We start from the raw sequence: 16,911 nt of genomic DNA on the forward strand, positions 1-16,911 counted from the left end.
TTTGTAACTGCAACAAAACGGCAACTGATAGCAATAACTTCGTTTCAATTGCGAGGTGTGTTATAAGAATTATAACGTTTACCAAAGCAACCAACTGTTATTGCCTATGTCCGATGTGAGTTGTTATCTATTAGGTGAGCAAGCAATTGTTGTAAATACAACATGTTTGCCTGATAGCAAAAGTCCAATTAATCAACAATTGTTCGCCCTCAAGAAATGGCTTGATAGTAGCGGTGATTTTATTGATGTGGTGCCTGCCAAGTCTTCTGTTACTGCCTATCTAAAAGACCCCCGTAACGCCGATGCGTGGCAACATAAAATCCAAGCACATTGGCAAGACCTAGAAATAGCAGAGGTAAAGCCAACACACCATCATATTGAGGTGTTTTATGGCAAAGAATTCGGACAGGATTTTGAACGCATAGCGGACGGATTACAACTGACACCAAAACAGCTTATCGAGCTGCACTCAAGCGTTGATTATCAAGTACAATTTATTGGCTTCTTACCCGGTTTTGCTTACTTGTCAGGGTTACCAGCTGCGCTTCAATTACCCAGAAAATCCACACCAACTACCAAAGTCCCCAAGGGCAGCATTGCCATCGCAGACAGCTACAGTGCAATTTACCCGAGTCAATCTCCTGGTGGCTGGCATTTAATTGGACAAACTAACACTACGCTATTTGACCCAAATTCTGCATCAGCAAGCTTGCTGCAACCGGGAGATATCGTGCGTTTTGTGGAGAAATCATGCTAGAAGTTATTAAACCTGGGCCACTTTCAACTATTCAAGACATTGGCCGTCAAGGACTTCGCCACTTAGGAGTAAGTCAAGCAGGTGTCATCGACCCTGTTGCGCTTAAACTTGCAAATACACTCTTGTCAAATGACGATGATAATGCAGCTATTGAAGTGACCATTGGCTTATGTGAGTTTCACTTCCACGCCCCCACTAACTTTGTTATCGCGGGGGCAGATCTCAATGCCGCTTTAAACGATGAAGCGATATACCCTTGCTGGCGCTACAGCGCTAAAGCTGGAGATAAGCTGACATTTAAACAAAATCGCGATGGTTTACGCGCTTATTTGGTGGTCGAAGGTGGATTTACCAACATAGACAAGCTGCTTGGGAGTTATTCAACCGATCTCATGGCAGGCTTTGGGGGAATATGCGGCCGAGCTCTTAAACAAGGGGACAAACTAAGCTACACGCCGAGCACTGCCAAAAGCGCCGTTGGTGGTCTACAGCCCAGTTATGAAAAGCTCATTCACTTTATCCCAGGCCCGCATCTCGAGTTAATTTCCAAACAGACACTGAGTGTATTAAACGACACCATTTGGAAAGTAAATCCCAGCAGTAATCGTATGGGTATTCGCCTAAGTGGCCATAGCAGCCTAGTGCATGCACACAATATTGCAACCCAAGCTGTCCACCCTGGAATCATTCAGCTGCCCCCCAGTGGCGAGCCCATTATCCTATTGAATGACTGCCAAACCACAGGCGGTTATCCAATTATTGGTACCATCATTCAAGCCGATATGCGCCACTTGAGCCAATTGGGCGCGGGTGATTGTATCCATTTAAAATCAACATCCCTTATAGATGCAGCAAAGGAATCTCACCGAGCACAGGCGCATCTCAATCAGCTAAGGTTAGCGCTTAAAAATAAAGAACAACAAAATGACTGAGCTAAATCTCCTTCCCCTTTCGGGCATTGCCGTGATTGTTATTGGCTTTGCTCTGAGGTTTAATCCCTTATTGGTTGTCACCTCGGCAGGTCTAGTTACTGGTTTTGCCGTTGGAATAGACTTTGTCGACTTAATTGCCACCTTTGGCGAAAAGTTTATGAACTCTCGCCAGCTTGCGAGCTTTTTACTTATCTTACCCGTGATTGCAATTTTAGAGCGTTACGGTTTACAGCAACGCGCTAAAGCTTGGGTTGCGGGCATAAAAGGGGCGACCACTTCTCGAATTTTAAGTATGTATTTTGTGGTCCGTGAGTGCTCCGCTGCGCTGGGGTTAATCAATTTAGCGGGCCAAGCGCAAACCGTTAGACCACTGCTTGCTCCGATGGCGATCGGCGCTGCGGCAAACCAATACGGCGACCTGCCACAAGATGTAAAAGACATGATAGGCGCACATGCTGCCGCCTGCGATAACATTGCCGTGTTCTTTGGCGAGGATATTTTTATCGCCTTTGGTGCTGTACTACTGATGGATGCATTTCTAAAAGAAAACGGCATTGCCGGGATTGAACCGCTACATATCGGACTTTGGGCAATACCAACTGCAATTGCCGCGCTCATTGTTCATCTCTTCCGTTTAGCGCGATTTGAAGCAAAAATCCGGGCAGAAATTGCGCGCTGTCAGCAGCAACAAAGCGAAGAAGAGCAAACACCTAGCAACACAAATTCAGCGCTTAAGGAGGAGTCATTATGAGCTTAATGAACACTTCTGACGCGCAATCTAGCCTACTTTCAATTGACAACATCTATTTATTGATTGGTTTTATCGTGATGTTTCTGGTGGTAAAAACGCTACAAGATAAGGCCCATCCTAAGCGTTTCACGACGGCACTATTTTGGTTTTTATTTGGCACTGTTTTTATCTTTGGCGATGCTTCTATCGCATTGATTGGTGAGCGAAATACATATTTATGGATTGGCATCAACGTGGTGATCATCGCACTGCTTGCAGGTATGAATATGGTTTCCATGGGAAATTACGAAATGCCGTGCGAACGAGCCAAAACAGAAGACGCAAATCGGTTTGGTAATAAATTGTTTGTTCCTGCTGTACTTATTCCAATAGTTACCGTGATCTGTACTATCATCTTAAGTGAGATCCAGCTCGGCGACTTTTATCTATTCGATCAAGATCACGTGACGCTTTCAGCACTGACACTCGCTTGCACCATCGCATTGCTGGTGAGCTGGAAAATAACCAAAGGCAGTCCACTACAAGCACTTTCTGAGTCTCGTCGCTTGGTCGACTCAATAGGCTGGGCAGCGATATTGCCACAGATGCTTGCAATGCTTGGCGGCGTATTTATCGTCGCTAACACAGGCACTGCAATCCAAGACTTAGTGACATTATTTATTTCGCCAGATAACCGTTTTATGCTCGTTGTACTGTACTGTGTGGGCATGGCACTCTTTACCATGATAATGGGCAATGCTTTTGCCGCATTTCCGGTAATGACGGCGGGTATTGCGCTACCATTTTTGATCCAGGGGCATGGCGCTGATCCTGCGCCGCTCGTCGCAATTGGCATGTATTCGGGTTATTGTGGAACACTGATGACACCGATGGCCGCTAATTTCAACATAGTGCCAGCGGCACTGTTAGATTTAAAAGATAAATACCAAGTCATTAAAGTGCAAATACCAACCGCTATAACGTTATTGGTGATTAATATTTTTCTTATGTACGGAGTCGTTTTTTAATGTCCAGTTACAGTAAACCTTGTGTCCTCGTTACTGGGTTCACCCCATTTGGTGGTGAGTCCATCAACCCTTCATGGCAATTAGCTCAGCTATTAGAAGGTGAAACCATTGAAGGCCACCTGATCCACACAAAAGAGTTACCTTGTGAATTTGACAAAAGTATTGAGTCTTTAACACAAGCGATAGATAAGTATCACCCAAGCATCGTGATCTGTTTAGGCCAAGCTGGTGGACGCTGTGATATCTCCATCGAACGTATCGCGATTAACGTTAACGATGCCAGAATAGCCGACAACGCAGGAAACCAGCCGATAGATACACCAGTCGTTACACACGGACCCGATGCTTACTTTGCCTCTTTACCAATAAAAAGTATGCTAAGTAGTGCGCTTCAAGCGGGAGTTCCTGCAAGTATCTCTAATACTGCGGGCACTTACGTGTGCAACCATGTGATGTATGGATTACTGCACTATCTTAGTACACATGACTTAGCGTGCCGTGGTGGCTTTGTACATATCCCATACTTGCCCTCCCAAGCGGCGCACCACTCTGGTGCACCCAGTATGGACATTGACACCCTAGTTAAAGGAATAAAAATCCTATTAACCAGTGCCATTACACAAAAGCAAGATATTAAGCTTGTCGCTGGAACGACACACTAATAAAAAATGCCCCACAATGGTGCAAGTTTGCACCATTGCACATCACAAAAAATTCACATTTTCTCTATTTCATTGTGTGACTTATCAAATTATTTTTGGTAGAACTTAAACTATCTCATGGTAGCTATGCTTCCGTGAGCAATAATAATTTGTTGATATTATCAACACATCAATAGGAATGAGGAAATATGTGTTCAATTTTCGGCGTACTTGACATCAAGACCGATCCCCTTGCACTTCGCGAGCAAGCGATCGAAATGTCAAAAAAACTAAGACACCGAGGCCCCGACTGGTCAGGGGTCTATTCAAGTGAAAAAGCCATTTTAGTTCATGAGCGTTTAGCTATTGTTGGCGTTTCTAGCGGCGCACAACCATTATTTAACCCTGAAGAAACACATATTTTGGCGGTAAATGGTGAAATTTATAATCATAAAGAGCTTGCAAAAGCACTGACCGTTCCATTTGAATTTCAAACAGAGTCAGACTGTGAAGTGATCTTGGCGCTATACAAGCAAAAAGGCCCTGAGTTTTTAGATGATCTCAATGGAATTTTTGCATTTTGTTTGTACGATGAAACGGAAGATGCCTTTTTAATTGGTCGTGATCATATCGGTATCATTCCACTTTACACTGGCCGTGATCAAAGCGGTAACCTCTATGTCGCCAGCGAAATGAAGGCGCTCACACCTATTTGTACACAAATTGAAGAGTTTCCTCCCGGCCATTATTGGTATTCAAAAGAAGGTGGTCCAAGAGAGTATTACCAACGCGACTGGCAAGCATTTAGTGCAGTAAAGGACAATGAGGCCAGCCCCGAAGCGGTTAAAAATGGGCTAGAAGCCGCAGTAAAACGCCAATTGATGTGCGATGTGCCATATGGCGTGTTGTTGTCTGGTGGTCTCGACTCTTCTGTGATTTCCGCTATCACACAAAAGTTTGCAGCAAAGCGTATCGAAGATGATGATGCTTCCGATGCTTGGTGGCCAAAACTTCACTCATTTTCCATTGGCTTGGAAGGTTCACCCGATCTCGCTGCAGCACAAAAGGTAGCAGATAAAATCGGCACAGTTCACCATCCCATTCACTTTACCGTACAACAAGGGATTGATGCCCTTAAAGAAGTGGTCTATCACCTAGAGACCTACGATGTCACAACCATTCGCGCTTCTACTCCTATGTACCTCATGGCACGCTACATTAAAGCAATGGGCATTAAAATGGTGCTATCGGGTGAAGGGGCCGATGAACTATTTGGCGGCTATTTGTATTTCCACAAAGCACCAAATGCTGAGGAGTTTCACAACGAGCTAAACCGAAAGGTCTCGAAACTGCATATGTTTGATTGCTTACGTGCAAATAAGTCGATGGCAGCTTGGGGGGTTGAAGCACGTGTGCCCTTCTTAGATAAAGAATTTGTCGATATTGCCATGCGTACTAACCCGGACTACAAAATGTGTAAAGATGGCCGTATCGAAAAACACATTATCCGTGAGGCGTTTGATGGCTATTTACCCGATGACGTCTTGTGGCGCCAAAAAGAGCAATTTTCTGATGGCGTAGGCTATAGCTGGATCGATTCACTAAAAGAGTATGTTAGTCAGCAAGTGAGCGACTCGGATCTTGAAAACGCCCACTACCGCTATCCAATCAATACACCGGATAGCAAAGAAGCCTATTATTATCGCACCATTTTTGAGTCGCATTTCCCAGGAGAAGCGGCAGCTAAGTGTGTTCCTCACGGCAAGTCTGTGGCGTGTTCAACGCCCGAAGCGCTTGCTTGGGACGAGTCTTTCCAGCGCAATGCCGATCCATCAGGTCGCGCAGCGAGCTCACACAACGAAGCATATAATCAAAAATAAGAAAGTAAAAAAAGGGACGCTCGTCCCTTTTTTAAAATTATCAGTTCTTGCGTTAAATAAAACGCTTGATGATAAAGTCGACTTTCACACGCTTGGCCTGACCAAGGAGTTTTTTCACCGGTGCTGGATAATCCGCTAGTGTCTCGAGATCATCGTGGCTTTCGATGCGACGGCAATGTTTTAAGATCTCTTGCTTTTCTAACTCAATTTGAGGCAACAATACTTTGTCGGGATCTTCTATTAGAATGCCATTTTCAATATCTAACCCCCACGCCCTTGGGTTGAGGTTATGACCACTCATTAAATGCGTATCGCCATCTTTGCTCACTCCCTTCAAGTGAAACGAGTTATTGCCATCTTGCCACAGATACACATCCAGCAATCCGGCAGTTATGAAGCGGCGTTGCGACTTGATAAATTTATACAAAATGGTTTCGTACAAATAAGGAAGCGCACCAATTCGGCTAAATGGCTGCTCTGGACTGATATAGAAATCATTTGCCGTTTTATCCCCCACCACTATTGTCACCTTTTTACCTGTTTTCAGTAAACGACGTAGCGAGCGCAGTAGAGGAGCCGGAAAATTGAAGTAAGGAGTGTAAAGTACTAACTCTTGTTCTGTGGTATCGAAAAGCGCCTTAATAAGACGGTTTAGCTTATTAGTTCTACGACCAAAACCTAAAAATGGACGAACCGTTAGACCTTCTCGACTGTTCGCCTTTGAAATATCATAGCTGGCCTTTTTCAACTGTTTCATCAGCTGTTTTTGCTCAGTACGAATGTCGAGTAAAGTAGGTAATGGGCGGATGTCGAGTCTAGGTACTGCGTCAGACGCTATCAGCACATGATCGGTAAAGTGGCAAAAGCTATCCGCGAGCTGTGCTTGTTTAATCACGAAATAGCGGTCTAGGCGGTATTTTTCATCTTGATGCAAATAGACATTATTTAAACTAGCACCGCTATAAAGCAGGATGTCGTCAATAACAAAGCCTTTTAAATGCAACACGCCAAAAAGCTCTTTTGCTTTTACCGGCACACCATACACTTCAACTTGAGTGCCCAGCTGCTCTTTTAAATCACAATATAGCTTGGCATTGCCTTCTGACTTTTCAGCACCAATGAGGCCACGTTGCGCACGGTGAAAATCAACCAACACTTTTACCGTTAAGTCTGGATTTTGCTGTGCAGCCTCGTGCAATGCGTGCAATATCTCGCGACCCGCCTCATCATCTTGAAGATAAAGTGCGGTGATATAAATACGCGTTTTTGCCTGTGAGATCAGTTGTAAAAGCGTCTGATGATATTGCTTAGCATCAGTTAACACCTCACAATCTTGTGCACTTAACCCAAAGCCTGGGGTATTCTGCCAAAATGCCATATGTACCTTTTCAATTAGGCTATCAACTCTTGATAGCAAAACAAAATTCTCTAAAACATATCAAAAAAAAAACCTGAGGTCATGAAATACTGCTGTTTTTTGCTAGTCCAGAACAAGATTGCTCAATCTGTAGTCGATTTAAAACAAAACAGTACAAATTTTTTGACAACTTGCCAATTTATACCAAATCGGATTACGGTTTTTTATTTACTTCCCTATTGAATTACATAGAATCGAACAAACTTTTGCTTAATAGCATTTTTTAGAATTTAGTTAGGAAAATTACATGAGCGATGCAAAACACTGCAAACTGTTGATTTTAGGTTCGGGTCCTGCGGGTTACACTGCCGCGGTATACGCAGCACGGGCAAATTTAAACCCAGTATTAATCACAGGTATGCAGCAAGGTGGTCAGCTGACTACAACAACTGAAGTCGAAAACTGGCCTGGTGATGCACATGGTTTAACGGGTCCAGCACTTATGGACCGTATGAAAGAGCATGCAGAGCGCTTTGAAACTGAAATCATTTTCGATCACATCAACAAAGTTGACGTGACGAAGCGCCCTTTCACACTTACTGGCGATCAAGGTACTTATACTTGTGATGCGTTAATCATCGCAACAGGTGCATCAGCAAAATACCTTGGTCTTGAATCTGAAACAGCGTTCCAAGGCCGTGGCGTATCTGCTTGTGCGACTTGTGATGGATTTTTCTATCGTGGTCAAAAGGTTGCGGTTGTTGGCGGTGGTAATACCGCGGTTGAAGAAGCACTTTATCTATCAAACATCGCTGAAGAAGTACATGTTATTCACCGCCGCGATTCTTTCCGCAGTGAGAAAATTCTTGCCGATCGCCTAATGGATAAAGCAGCGAACGGTAATGTTGTGTTACACCTAAATCGCACACTTGATGAAGTGCTAGGTGATGATATGGGTGTTACTGGTATTCGTATCAAAGATACTGATTCCGAAGCGACAGAGCAACTTGATCTTGCTGGTGTTTTCATCGCGATTGGTCACAAACCAAACACAGATATGTTTGAGGGCCAGCTAGAGATGAAAGATGGTTATTTGGTCGTGCAGTCGGGCCTAAATGGTAACGCAACACAGACCAGTGTTGAAGGTGTATTTGCAGCAGGTGATGTGTCTGACCACATTTATCGTCAAGCAATTACTTCTGCAGGTACAGGCTGTATGGCAGCACTAGACGCAGAGCGCTTCTTAGATAGCCAAAAATAATAGATAAATGGGTCGGTCTAGACTGACCCTCTTCCCTCCTTGCCTTAATTTGCTATATTGAAATAAATAACAATCTTGTAGTTTGTTCAATGATCCAACAACTGTTCCACCTCGCTTGCGATGACTTTCGTTTTCCACCAAATCACTATGCCTTGTCTGAACCAGATGGACTGCTTGCTATTGGTGGTTGTTTACAAGTAAAACGTCTGAAAAACGCTTATGCCAATGGGATCTTTCCTTGGTTCAATGAAGGTGAACCAATCATGTGGTGGAGCCCGAGCGAACGTGGGATTTTGGAGCTTCAAGATTTTCATTGTGGTAAAACACTAAGAAAAGCGCAACGTAAACTCAGTCCAACCGTCACTATCAATACCGCCTTTTCACAAGTGATTGAAGCTTGTAGAAATCAACGAATGGCCGCTGAAGGAACTTGGATCACAAATGCGATGTTGGCTGCGTATCAGCAAGCGCACATTCAGGGGTTAGCACATAGTGTGGAGATATGGGATCAAGGTAACCTAGTTGGCGGGCTATATGGCATCATGCAGTCTGGTGTATTTTGTGGTGAATCTATGTTCCACACCTTACCTAATACGTCCAAAATGGCGATGTGGGCACTGGTAAATTGGCTCAAAGCCCATCAGGCACATTTTATTGATTGCCAACTTGAAAATCCTTATTTAACAAGTTTGGGATTAAAAGTTGTACCAAGGAGCGAGTTTTTGACTAGACTTAAATTGGCGGATCGATTTGAGATCCCATCATCAATGTGGCAGCCTCAGGAGTTGAAAGCTATCTATGAATGAACACTTTCCTTCTAAAATCGGACTGAGCCAACAATTTAGTTGTAGTTATTTACCTGAGCAGAAGGAACAGTTACTGGTTATTCTAGACCCAAATTGTTACAGCCCAGATAGATTTGAACAATTGTTAGCATTAGGGTTTCGCCGCAGTGGAGACCAGATTTATCGTCCACACTGTCCCGCATGCTCAGCTTGTCAATCAGTAAGAGTATTAACTCAAGAATTTAAACCGAGTAAATCTCAAAAACGCAAACGCAATAAATTAAAGCAAGATTATCAGCTAATTATTAGCCACCAGGAGCGTCCTGAATACTATCCGCTATACGAAAAATATATCAGCCTACGTCACAGCGATGGCTCTATGTACCCACCTAACCGTCTCCAGTACGAAAGCTTCTTATTTTGTCGTTGGATGAACATCGTCTTTATCGAGCTATGGCACAAAGATAAGTTAATTGCAGTAGCCGTCACTGATTCAATGCCTTATTCATTGTCTGCTATTTATACCTTTTTCGATCCTGAGTATGAATCACTAAGTATCGGCACTATCATGATCATGGCTCAGCTCGAACAGGCAGCGAAACAGAATAAACCGTATTTGTACTTGGGTTATCAAATCGACGACTGCAAGAAAATGCGTTACAAAACCCAATTTGTTCCAGCACAAAAGCTAGTTAAAGATATTTGGCAAGATATTGATCCGGATGTCTCACAACCTTGTGCTTAATACCTAGCTTTCCTGCATACGTTTGCTCAAATGCAGGAATACACCTCCTTTTACACCACAACTATCCTATAGCATGGACAAAAAACATGCGTTACTAGCAGACTTTCCTATGCTAGAATAGCGCCCTTGCCTATCAACAAGGCTCCAGATTTTGAGATGCGTTAGGAATAGAAGCAAAAAACTTTGGTAAAACTGGCTGAATAAACGACCAAATTAACAAAAAATCAGCTTGTAACTTTACTTATTCCCCGCTTTTGGGCAAAATCTGCATCGTTTAATTTAACCAAGAGGTGATACGCTACACATGGCGAAAGAAGACGTAATTGAAATGCAAGGCACGGTCCTTGACACGCTACCAAACACAATGTTCCGTGTTGAACTAGAAAATGGTCACGTGGTTGTTGCACATATTTCTGGAAAAATGCGCAAAAACTACATCCGTATTTTGACTGGTGACAAAGTTACTGTTGAAATGACGCCTTACGACCTATCAAAGGGACGTATTGTCTTCCGTGCTCGTTAATCTGCGTGTGTAGATTTATACTAAGTTGATGCCGTAAACTCGTTGATACCCAAGCGACTTCAACATACTGATGTTACTTAGGTATACCAAGTTCATTCAAGCAATTAGTATACACGAACGACTAGCACTTAGTTTGAGAGACGATAATACCGCATCAAACTGAGTGATAACAAAAAGCCCAGCTATTCTGGGCTTTTTGTCGTGTGAAACTTTTTATTCTAATCCCAACGTTCAAAGGGAGCATCATCGTCTTCCGTGCTCGTTAATCTGCGTGTGTAGATTTATACTAAGTTGATGCCGTAAACTCGTTGATACCCAAGCGACTTCAACATACTGATGTTACTTAGGTATACCAAGTTCATTCAAGCAATTAGTATACACGAACGACTAACACTGAGTTTAAAAGACGGTAATGCCGCATCAAACTGAGTGATAACAAAAAGCCCAGCAACGCTGGGCCTTTTATAAATACTTCAGAGGTTTTATGCTGACACCGCTTCCGTTTGGTAATCAAAGGATAACTTGTTGTCTTTCACTGTAACTTTCACTGTCCCACCATCAGACAAATGACCAAACAAGATTTCATTGGCAAGTGGCTTTTTCAGGTTGTCCTGAATAACCCTCGCCATTGGACGAGCCCCCATTGCCTTGTCGTAACCCAGATCTGCCAGCCAATCTCGTGCTTGCGCCGTAAGTTCCAGATTAACCGATTTCTTATCAAGCTGCGCTTGCAATTCAACAATGAATTTATCAACAACTTGCAAGATAACTTCTTTCTCTAGGTGGTTGAACCAAATGATGTTATCCAAGCGGTTTCTAAACTCTGGTGTGAACACCTTATTGATTTCTACCATGGCATCATGAGAGTAGTCTTGCTGCTGGAATCCAATCGATTGACGAACAGTCTCTTGCACACCCGCATTTGTTGTCATCACCAACACAATGTTTCTAAAGTCTGCCTTACGACCATTGTTGTCTGTTAGTGTACCATGATCCATAACCTGCAATAGAATGTTGTAGATGTCTGGGTGCGCTTTCTCTATTTCATCGAGCAACACCACTGCATGAGGATGCTTGATTGCAGCCTCGGTCAACAGACCTCCCTGCTCAAAGCCAACATACCCAGGAGGCGCACCTATCAGGCGGCTAACGGCATGGCGCTCAGAATACTCAGACATGTCGAAGCGAATAAATTCTATGCCCATACACTTAGCAAGTTGCTTGGTTACTTCGGTTTTACCGACCCCTGTAGGACCTGCAAACAAGAATGAACCTACAGGCTTGTCTTCATTAGCAAGACCGGAACGTGATAAGCGAATTGCTGATGTTAACGCGTCAATCGACTCATCTTGGCCAAACACCAGCATCTTCAAGTTACGATCAAGATTCTTGAGCGTTTCTTTATCACTAGATGACACGCTTTGCTGTGGAATACGCGCCATTTTAGACACAATCGCTTCAATGTCCGACACATTAATCGTTTTCTTACGTCTTGAAGTTGGCTGTAGCCTCTGACTGGCTCCCGCTTCATCAATGACATCGATTGCTTTGTCAGGCAAATGGCGCTCATTGATATATTTAGCGCTCAGCTCAGCTGCCGCTTTTAACGCTTTTTGCGTGTAACGAATACCGTGGTGCTCTTCATAACGCTCTTTCAAACCATGTAAAATCTTAGTGGTATCTTCGACGCTTGGTTCAACCACATCAATTTTTTGGAAGCGGCGCACTAACGCTCTGTCTTTCTCAAAAATATTCTTGAATTCAGAATATGTTGTTGAGCCCATACAGCGAAGCTGTCCACTCGATAATAGTGGCTTAATTAGATTAGACGCATCCATCACACCACCTGAAGCAGCGCCAGCGCCGATAATGGTATGGATTTCATCAATAAATAATATCGCATGAGGTTTCGATTGAAGTTCTTTTAGTAGCGCTTTAAAGCGCTTCTCAAAGTCACCGCGATATTTTGTACCCGCAAGTAATGCCCCCATATCCAGAGAGTAAACCACTGCATCGGCAATTACATCGGGTACCTGATTATTAACTATTCGATACGCTAAACCTTCAGCAATCGCGGTTTTACCAACCCCCGCTTCACCAACGAGTAATGGGTTATTTTTCTTACGACGGCACAGTACCTGAACCGTACGCTCAACTTCCTCATCACGACCAACCAGCGGATCAATGCGGCCAGATTCCGCTTGAATATTTAGATTAGAAGTGAAATTTTCCAGCTTGGTTTTCTCTTCCTGTTGCATTTCACCGCTATCGTCTTGCATTTCTTCATGATCTTCTTGCTCGTGATCATCTTCAATCTTAGAGATACCATGACTAATGAAATTAACGATATCCAAGCGGCTCACGTCAGCCTTTTTCAGTAAATAAACAGCTTGGCTTTCTTGCTCAGAAAAAATAGCAACAAGTACATTTACTCCAGTCACTTCTGAGCGACCAGAGGATTGAACATGGAATACAGCGCGTTGTAGCACACGTTGAAAACCAAGTGTTGGTTGTGTTTCTCTGTCTTCCTCTAAATCAGGAATAACAGGCGTAGTTTCATCAATAAACTCTGATAACTCGCGCTTCAAGGTATCCATATCGACACCACAAGCATCAAGCGCCTCACTAGCAGAAGGGTTATCGATCAATGCAAGTAATAAATGCTCAACCGTCATAAATTCGTGACGGCGAGAACGAGCCTCGCGAAACGCGGCATTAAGAGTAAGTTCTAAGTCTTTGTTTAGCATTGGCAACCCCCAACAAGAAATTTATAGGTCATTCCTGCTCACAACTACAGAGCAGCGGGTGCTCGTTGTCACGAGCATATCGGTTTACCTGCTCAGCCTTAGTATGGGCTATGTCAGCAGGGTATACTCCACATACCGCTTTTCCCTTGTGATGCACTTCAAGCATCACCTCAGTTGCTCTCTCGCTATCCATATTGAAGAATGTCGTCAATACCTCGACAACAAAATCCATGGGCGTGTAATCATCATTATTCAAAATCACTTTATATTTTCGCGGCGGTTGAAGCTGCTGCTTCTGTTCCTCGCGAACGGCGTCCAATACACCAGAATCTTTTGTCCCACTCATAATAAATATAGTCTTGTCTTATATACTCAAGCAAATAGATTTGAGAAATAAATAAAATGTTAAAAAAAAGAGCAAAAAACTTGACTGCTTGCTCATATAAACTACAGTCTTACATGACTGTCTAATCTATGGGCAGTTTAGCAAAATTAAAAGAGTAGATTAACTTTAATTTAGTCAACTTATAGAAGGATGTAGAAGTATGGCTTGCGGAAAAGTCAAATGGTTCAATAACGCCAAAGGGTTTGGTTTCATCGTAGAAGACGGCAGTGACGAAGATATCTTTGCTCATTACTCAACGATTGTAATGGATGGATACAAGACGCTTAAAGCTGGTCAGGATGTATCATTCGAGCTACAACAAGGACCTAAGGGTCTACACGCAACCAACATCGCTCCAATTACGGAAGATGTTGTATAAGTGTTAAGTAGTTTTTGGCTAAAGCGGGTTACATGAGTGCTCGCTTATTCCTCTCTTTGAATCGCTCCACCAAATCTAAAAGAAATTTTCAGCCTTTCCTTTATCAAGTTTGTTATAACTTTTCACTTTTGCACTTTAAATTTAATAATTAGCCCCCATATGCAAACACTGTTAGACTAAAGCACGCTTGCAAAGTCAATTTCAGGTTGGTTAGATATTGCTACTTTGATGCATTTCAATGCTGAATGAATACCAGTTATTGTGATAAGCCAAAAGTATAAATACCTAACAAACTTGCTAATGCTGCGCTACCTAGACATAGATCCTAACGAGGATTGTCGAGGTTTTTTGCATCTTTCACTAATCGCTTAGTGAACTGGTCCAGTTTAAACCGGCTACAACAACACGTTGTTGAGTGTGAAAATTGCGTTGCTTAGTCCTATTAGCAATTGTTGAACGGCGTAACAGCCCACAACTATCTAGGAATGATGATGACATCGAAAATTATCTATACCAAAACAGATGAAGCCCCGGCTCTCGCAACTTACTCGCTATTGCCAATCATCCAAGCATTCACTAAGCCTGCAAATATCGAAGTTGAAACTCGCGATATTTCACTTGCAGGACGTATCATTGCGACTTTCCCTGAGTACTTAAAAGAAGAACAACGTATTGGTGATGCACTCGCTGAGCTAGGTGCACTTGCTAAAACGCCTGAAGCTAACATCATCAAGTTACCTAATATCAGTGCTTCAATTCCACAACTTCGTGCAGCGATTAAAGAATTGCAAGCTAAAGGTTACGCGCTCCCAGAGTATCCTTCTGAAGCCAAAACAGACGAAGAAGCAGATGTTAAAGCACGTTATGACAAAATCAAAGGCAGTGCAGTAAACCCTGTACTTCGTGAAGGTAACTCAGACCGCCGTGCCCCAACTTCAGTCAAAGGCTACGCTCGTAAAAACCCGCATTCAATGGGTGCTTGGTCTAAAGATTCACAGTCTTATGTTGCATCAATGGCTGACGGTGACTTCTTCGGTTCTGAACAGTCGGTAACGGTTACTGAAGCGACTGATGTTCGTATTGAACACGTAGCGAGCAATGGTGACATCACCGTACTTAAACAAAGCACACCACTACTTGCAGGTGAAATCATTGACGCCTCTCGTATGAGTGTACAGGCACTACGTGAATTCTTAGCAGCGCAAGTACAAGAAGCAAAAGATAAAGGCGTTTTATTCTCGCTACACATGAAAGCAACCATGATGAAGGTGTCAGATCCAATCATCTTTGGTCATGCTGTAAAAGTATTCTACAAAGACGTATTCGAAAAGCATGCGGCGACATTTGCTGAAATCGGTGTTGATGCAAGCAACGGTGTTGGCGACGTGTACTCAAAAATTGAGTCGTTGGACGACGCGAAGCGCAAAGAAATCGAAGCTGACCTTGCAGCAGTTTACGAGACAGCACCTGATATCGCGATGGTAGATTCAGACCGTGGTATTACAAACCTGCATGTACCTAGTGACGTGATCATCGATGCATCAATGCCAGCTGCCATTCGTTCAAGCGGCCAGATGTGGAATGCTGAAGGTAAACAACAAGATACGGCTTTTGTGATCCCTGATCGTTGTTACTCAGGTGTGTACGGCGCAACTATCGATTTCTGTAAAGAAAATGGTGCATTTGACCCACGTACTATGGGTACCATCCCTAACGTCGGCCTGATGGCACAAAAAGCGGAAGAGTACGGTTCACACGACAAAACGTTTGAAGCACCATCAGCTGGCACAATTCGTGTTGTAGATATTGCAGGTAACACCTTACTTGAACACACAGTAGAAGAAGGCGACATCTGGCGCATGTGTCAGGTGAAAGATGCACCGATCAAAGACTGGGTAAAACTAGCGGTTAACCGTGCTCGCGCAACGAATACACCTGCCGTTTTCTGGTTAGACGAAGCCCGTGCTCACGACGCTGAACTTATCAAAAAGGTAAACGCATATTTGCCTGAGCATGACACTGATGGCCTTGAAATCCTAATCAAAGCACCAGTAGATGCAACGCTATACTCACTAGAGCGCATGAAAAAAGGCGAAGATACTATTTCAGTAACGGGTAACGTATTACGTGACTATCTAACTGACCTATTCCCAATTTTAGAGCTCGGTACCAGTGCAAAAATGCTATCTATCGTTCCACTAATGAATGGCGGTGGCTTATTCGAAACAGGTGCGGGTGGTTCTGCGCCTAAACACGTACAACAGTTCGAAAAAGAAAACCACTTGCGTTGGGACTCGCTAGGCGAATTCCTTGCACTTGCTGCTTCTTTTGAGCATTTGAGCCAAACAACGGGTAATGCTAAGGCACAAGTACTTGCAGATACATTAGATGCAGCAACGGCTAAATTCTTAGATGAAAACAAGTCACCTTCACGTAAAGTGAAAGAGCTTGATAACCGTGGTAGCCATTTCTACCTCGCAATGTACTGGGCTCAAGAGCTTGCTGCACAAAACAAAGATGCAGAGCTTAAAGCTAAGTTTGAAAATGTTGCTGCGGAACTAACAGCAAAAGAGGCTGATATTGTTGCAGCACTGAATGAAGCACAAGGTCAAGCAATGGATGTTGGTGGTTATTACCAGCCAGAAGATGACAAAGCGTTCGCAGCTATGCGTCCTTCTGCGGTATTTAACGACGTATTAGCGTCACTGTAATCTTCGGATAACAGTCAAAAAGCGGCCCAAGGGTCGCTTTTTTGCTTTCA

15 protein-coding genes are annotated in these 16,911 nt (G+C 43.4%); 12 read left to right on the forward strand and 3 right to left on the reverse strand.

Translation table 11 applies throughout. The features are described 5' to 3' along the window. Nucleotides 1-106 precede the first annotated feature (106 nt). The 6 genes from pxpB (at nt 107) to asnB (ending at nt 5,968) form a co-directional block, all read left to right on the forward strand. Nucleotides 107-757, forward strand: a complete 651-nt coding sequence (gene pxpB / locus EXT48_RS08490; protein ID WP_130164201.1) for a 5-oxoprolinase subunit PxpB — start codon at nt 107-109, stop codon at nt 755-757. Further along, nucleotides 751-1,689 carry a biotin-dependent carboxyltransferase family protein gene (locus EXT48_RS08495; RefSeq protein WP_130164202.1) on the forward strand — a complete coding sequence of 313 codons (939 nt, stop codon included), beginning with the start codon at nt 751-753 and terminating at the stop codon, nt 1,687-1,689. Before pxpB ends, EXT48_RS08495 begins: the two co-directional genes overlap by 7 nt. After that, a complete protein-coding gene (locus tag EXT48_RS08500) occupies nt 1,682-2,440 on the forward strand; it encodes a DUF969 domain-containing protein (RefSeq protein ID WP_010372454.1) in 759 nt (252 codons plus the stop codon). Before EXT48_RS08495 ends, EXT48_RS08500 begins: the two co-directional genes overlap by 8 nt. Continuing rightward, complete coding sequence (locus EXT48_RS08505) at nt 2,437-3,447, forward strand: DUF979 domain-containing protein (protein WP_045988082.1); 1,011 nt, start codon at nt 2,437-2,439, stop codon at nt 3,445-3,447. The genes EXT48_RS08500 and EXT48_RS08505 overlap by 4 nt, the downstream gene beginning before the upstream one ends. Then, a complete protein-coding gene (pcp, locus tag EXT48_RS08510) occupies nt 3,447-4,109 on the forward strand; it encodes a pyroglutamyl-peptidase I (RefSeq protein ID WP_130164203.1) in 663 nt (220 codons plus the stop codon). The genes EXT48_RS08505 and pcp overlap by 1 nt, the downstream gene beginning before the upstream one ends. A gap of 188 nt (nt 4,110-4,297) precedes the next feature. Continuing rightward, on the forward strand, nt 4,298-5,968 hold the full coding sequence (asnB, locus tag EXT48_RS08515) for an asparagine synthase B (protein WP_130164204.1): 1,671 nt from the start codon (nt 4,298-4,300) through the stop codon (nt 5,966-5,968). A 52-nt stretch (nt 5,969-6,020) separates the two neighbouring features. Here the strand turns inward: asnB and pssA are convergent, their stop codons facing one another. Then, nucleotides 6,021-7,346 (reverse strand): CDP-diacylglycerol--serine O-phosphatidyltransferase, encoded by a 1,326-nt coding sequence (gene pssA / locus EXT48_RS08520; protein WP_045988084.1) that lies wholly within the window; start codon nt 7,344-7,346, stop codon nt 6,021-6,023. A 286-nt stretch (nt 7,347-7,632) separates the two neighbouring features. Here pssA and trxB point away from each other — a divergent pair, with 286 nt between their 5' ends. From trxB to infA, 4 genes are all read left to right on the forward strand, one after another. Continuing rightward, complete coding sequence (gene trxB, locus EXT48_RS08525) at nt 7,633-8,586, forward strand: thioredoxin-disulfide reductase (protein ID WP_017217521.1); 954 nt, start codon at nt 7,633-7,635, stop codon at nt 8,584-8,586. Nucleotides 8,587-8,675: 89 nt separating this feature from the next. Continuing rightward, nucleotides 8,676-9,392: a leucyl/phenylalanyl-tRNA--protein transferase gene (aat, locus tag EXT48_RS08530; protein ID WP_130164205.1), complete on the forward strand. Its 717-nt coding sequence runs from the start codon at nt 8,676-8,678 to the stop codon at nt 9,390-9,392. Beyond that, a complete protein-coding gene (locus tag EXT48_RS08535; RefSeq protein ID WP_130126462.1) occupies nt 9,385-10,116 on the forward strand; it encodes an arginyltransferase in 732 nt (243 codons plus the stop codon). Before aat ends, EXT48_RS08535 begins: the two co-directional genes overlap by 8 nt. A 304-nt stretch (nt 10,117-10,420) precedes the next feature. Beyond that, nucleotides 10,421-10,639: a translation initiation factor IF-1 gene (gene infA, locus EXT48_RS08540; protein WP_002962494.1), complete on the forward strand. Its 219-nt coding sequence runs from the start codon at nt 10,421-10,423 to the stop codon at nt 10,637-10,639. A 482-nt stretch (nt 10,640-11,121) separates the two neighbouring features. On the opposite strand, the gene clpA is transcribed toward infA, so the two are convergent. Then, the gene (clpA, locus tag EXT48_RS08545) at nt 11,122-13,386 is read right to left on the reverse strand and encodes an ATP-dependent Clp protease ATP-binding subunit ClpA (RefSeq protein WP_017219467.1); all 2,265 of its coding nucleotides are present in this window, start codon (nt 13,384-13,386) and stop codon (nt 11,122-11,124) included. A gap of 28 nt (nt 13,387-13,414) precedes the next feature. Beyond that, nucleotides 13,415-13,732: an ATP-dependent Clp protease adapter ClpS gene (gene clpS / locus EXT48_RS08550; RefSeq protein ID WP_010379297.1), complete on the reverse strand. Its 318-nt coding sequence runs from the start codon at nt 13,730-13,732 to the stop codon at nt 13,415-13,417. A gap of 199 nt (nt 13,733-13,931) precedes the next feature. On the opposite strand from clpS, the gene cspD reads away from it, so the two are divergent. Both cspD and EXT48_RS08560 read left to right on the forward strand, forming a co-directional pair. Beyond that, on the forward strand, nt 13,932-14,150 hold the full coding sequence (gene cspD / locus EXT48_RS08555) for a cold shock domain-containing protein CspD (protein WP_010379294.1): 219 nt from the start codon (nt 13,932-13,934) through the stop codon (nt 14,148-14,150). A gap of 491 nt (nt 14,151-14,641) precedes the next feature. Then, the gene (locus EXT48_RS08560) at nt 14,642-16,861 is read left to right on the forward strand and encodes an NADP-dependent isocitrate dehydrogenase (protein WP_130164206.1); all 2,220 of its coding nucleotides are present in this window, start codon (nt 14,642-14,644) and stop codon (nt 16,859-16,861) included. Nucleotides 16,862-16,911 lie beyond the last annotated feature (50 nt).

This window comes from Pseudoalteromonas sp. CO348 (genome assembly GCF_004208845.1).
In the GTDB taxonomy this organism is placed as follows: domain Bacteria; phylum Pseudomonadota; class Gammaproteobacteria; order Enterobacterales; family Alteromonadaceae; genus Pseudoalteromonas; species Pseudoalteromonas maricaloris.

Bases quoted from the DNA above. Each gene is read 5' to 3' on its own strand.
- pxpB (WP_130164201.1), top strand. From the start codon at position 107: ATGTCCGATGTGAGTTGTTATCTATTAGGTGAGCAAGCAATTGTTGTA.
- EXT48_RS08495 (WP_130164202.1), top strand. From the start codon at position 751: ATGCTAGAAGTTATTAAACCTGGGCCACTTTCAACTATTCAAGACATT.
- EXT48_RS08500 (WP_010372454.1), top strand. From the start codon at position 1,682: ATGACTGAGCTAAATCTCCTTCCCCTTTCGGGCATTGCCGTGATTGTT.
- EXT48_RS08505 (WP_045988082.1), top strand. From the start codon at position 2,437: ATGAGCTTAATGAACACTTCTGACGCGCAATCTAGCCTACTTTCAATT.
- pcp (WP_130164203.1), top strand. From the start codon at position 3,447: ATGTCCAGTTACAGTAAACCTTGTGTCCTCGTTACTGGGTTCACCCCA.
- asnB (WP_130164204.1), top strand. From the start codon at position 4,298: ATGTGTTCAATTTTCGGCGTACTTGACATCAAGACCGATCCCCTTGCA.
- pssA (WP_045988084.1), bottom strand. From the start codon at position 7,346: ATGGCATTTTGGCAGAATACCCCAGGCTTTGGGTTAAGTGCACAAGAT.
- trxB (WP_017217521.1), top strand. From the start codon at position 7,633: ATGAGCGATGCAAAACACTGCAAACTGTTGATTTTAGGTTCGGGTCCT.
- aat (WP_130164205.1), top strand. From the start codon at position 8,676: ATGATCCAACAACTGTTCCACCTCGCTTGCGATGACTTTCGTTTTCCA.
- EXT48_RS08535 (WP_130126462.1), top strand. From the start codon at position 9,385: ATGAATGAACACTTTCCTTCTAAAATCGGACTGAGCCAACAATTTAGT.
- infA (WP_002962494.1), top strand. From the start codon at position 10,421: ATGGCGAAAGAAGACGTAATTGAAATGCAAGGCACGGTCCTTGACACG.
- clpA (WP_017219467.1), bottom strand. From the start codon at position 13,386: ATGCTAAACAAAGACTTAGAACTTACTCTTAATGCCGCGTTTCGCGAG.
- clpS (WP_010379297.1), bottom strand. From the start codon at position 13,732: ATGAGTGGGACAAAAGATTCTGGTGTATTGGACGCCGTTCGCGAGGAA.
- cspD (WP_010379294.1), top strand. From the start codon at position 13,932: ATGGCTTGCGGAAAAGTCAAATGGTTCAATAACGCCAAAGGGTTTGGT.
- EXT48_RS08560 (WP_130164206.1), top strand. From the start codon at position 14,642: ATGACATCGAAAATTATCTATACCAAAACAGATGAAGCCCCGGCTCTC.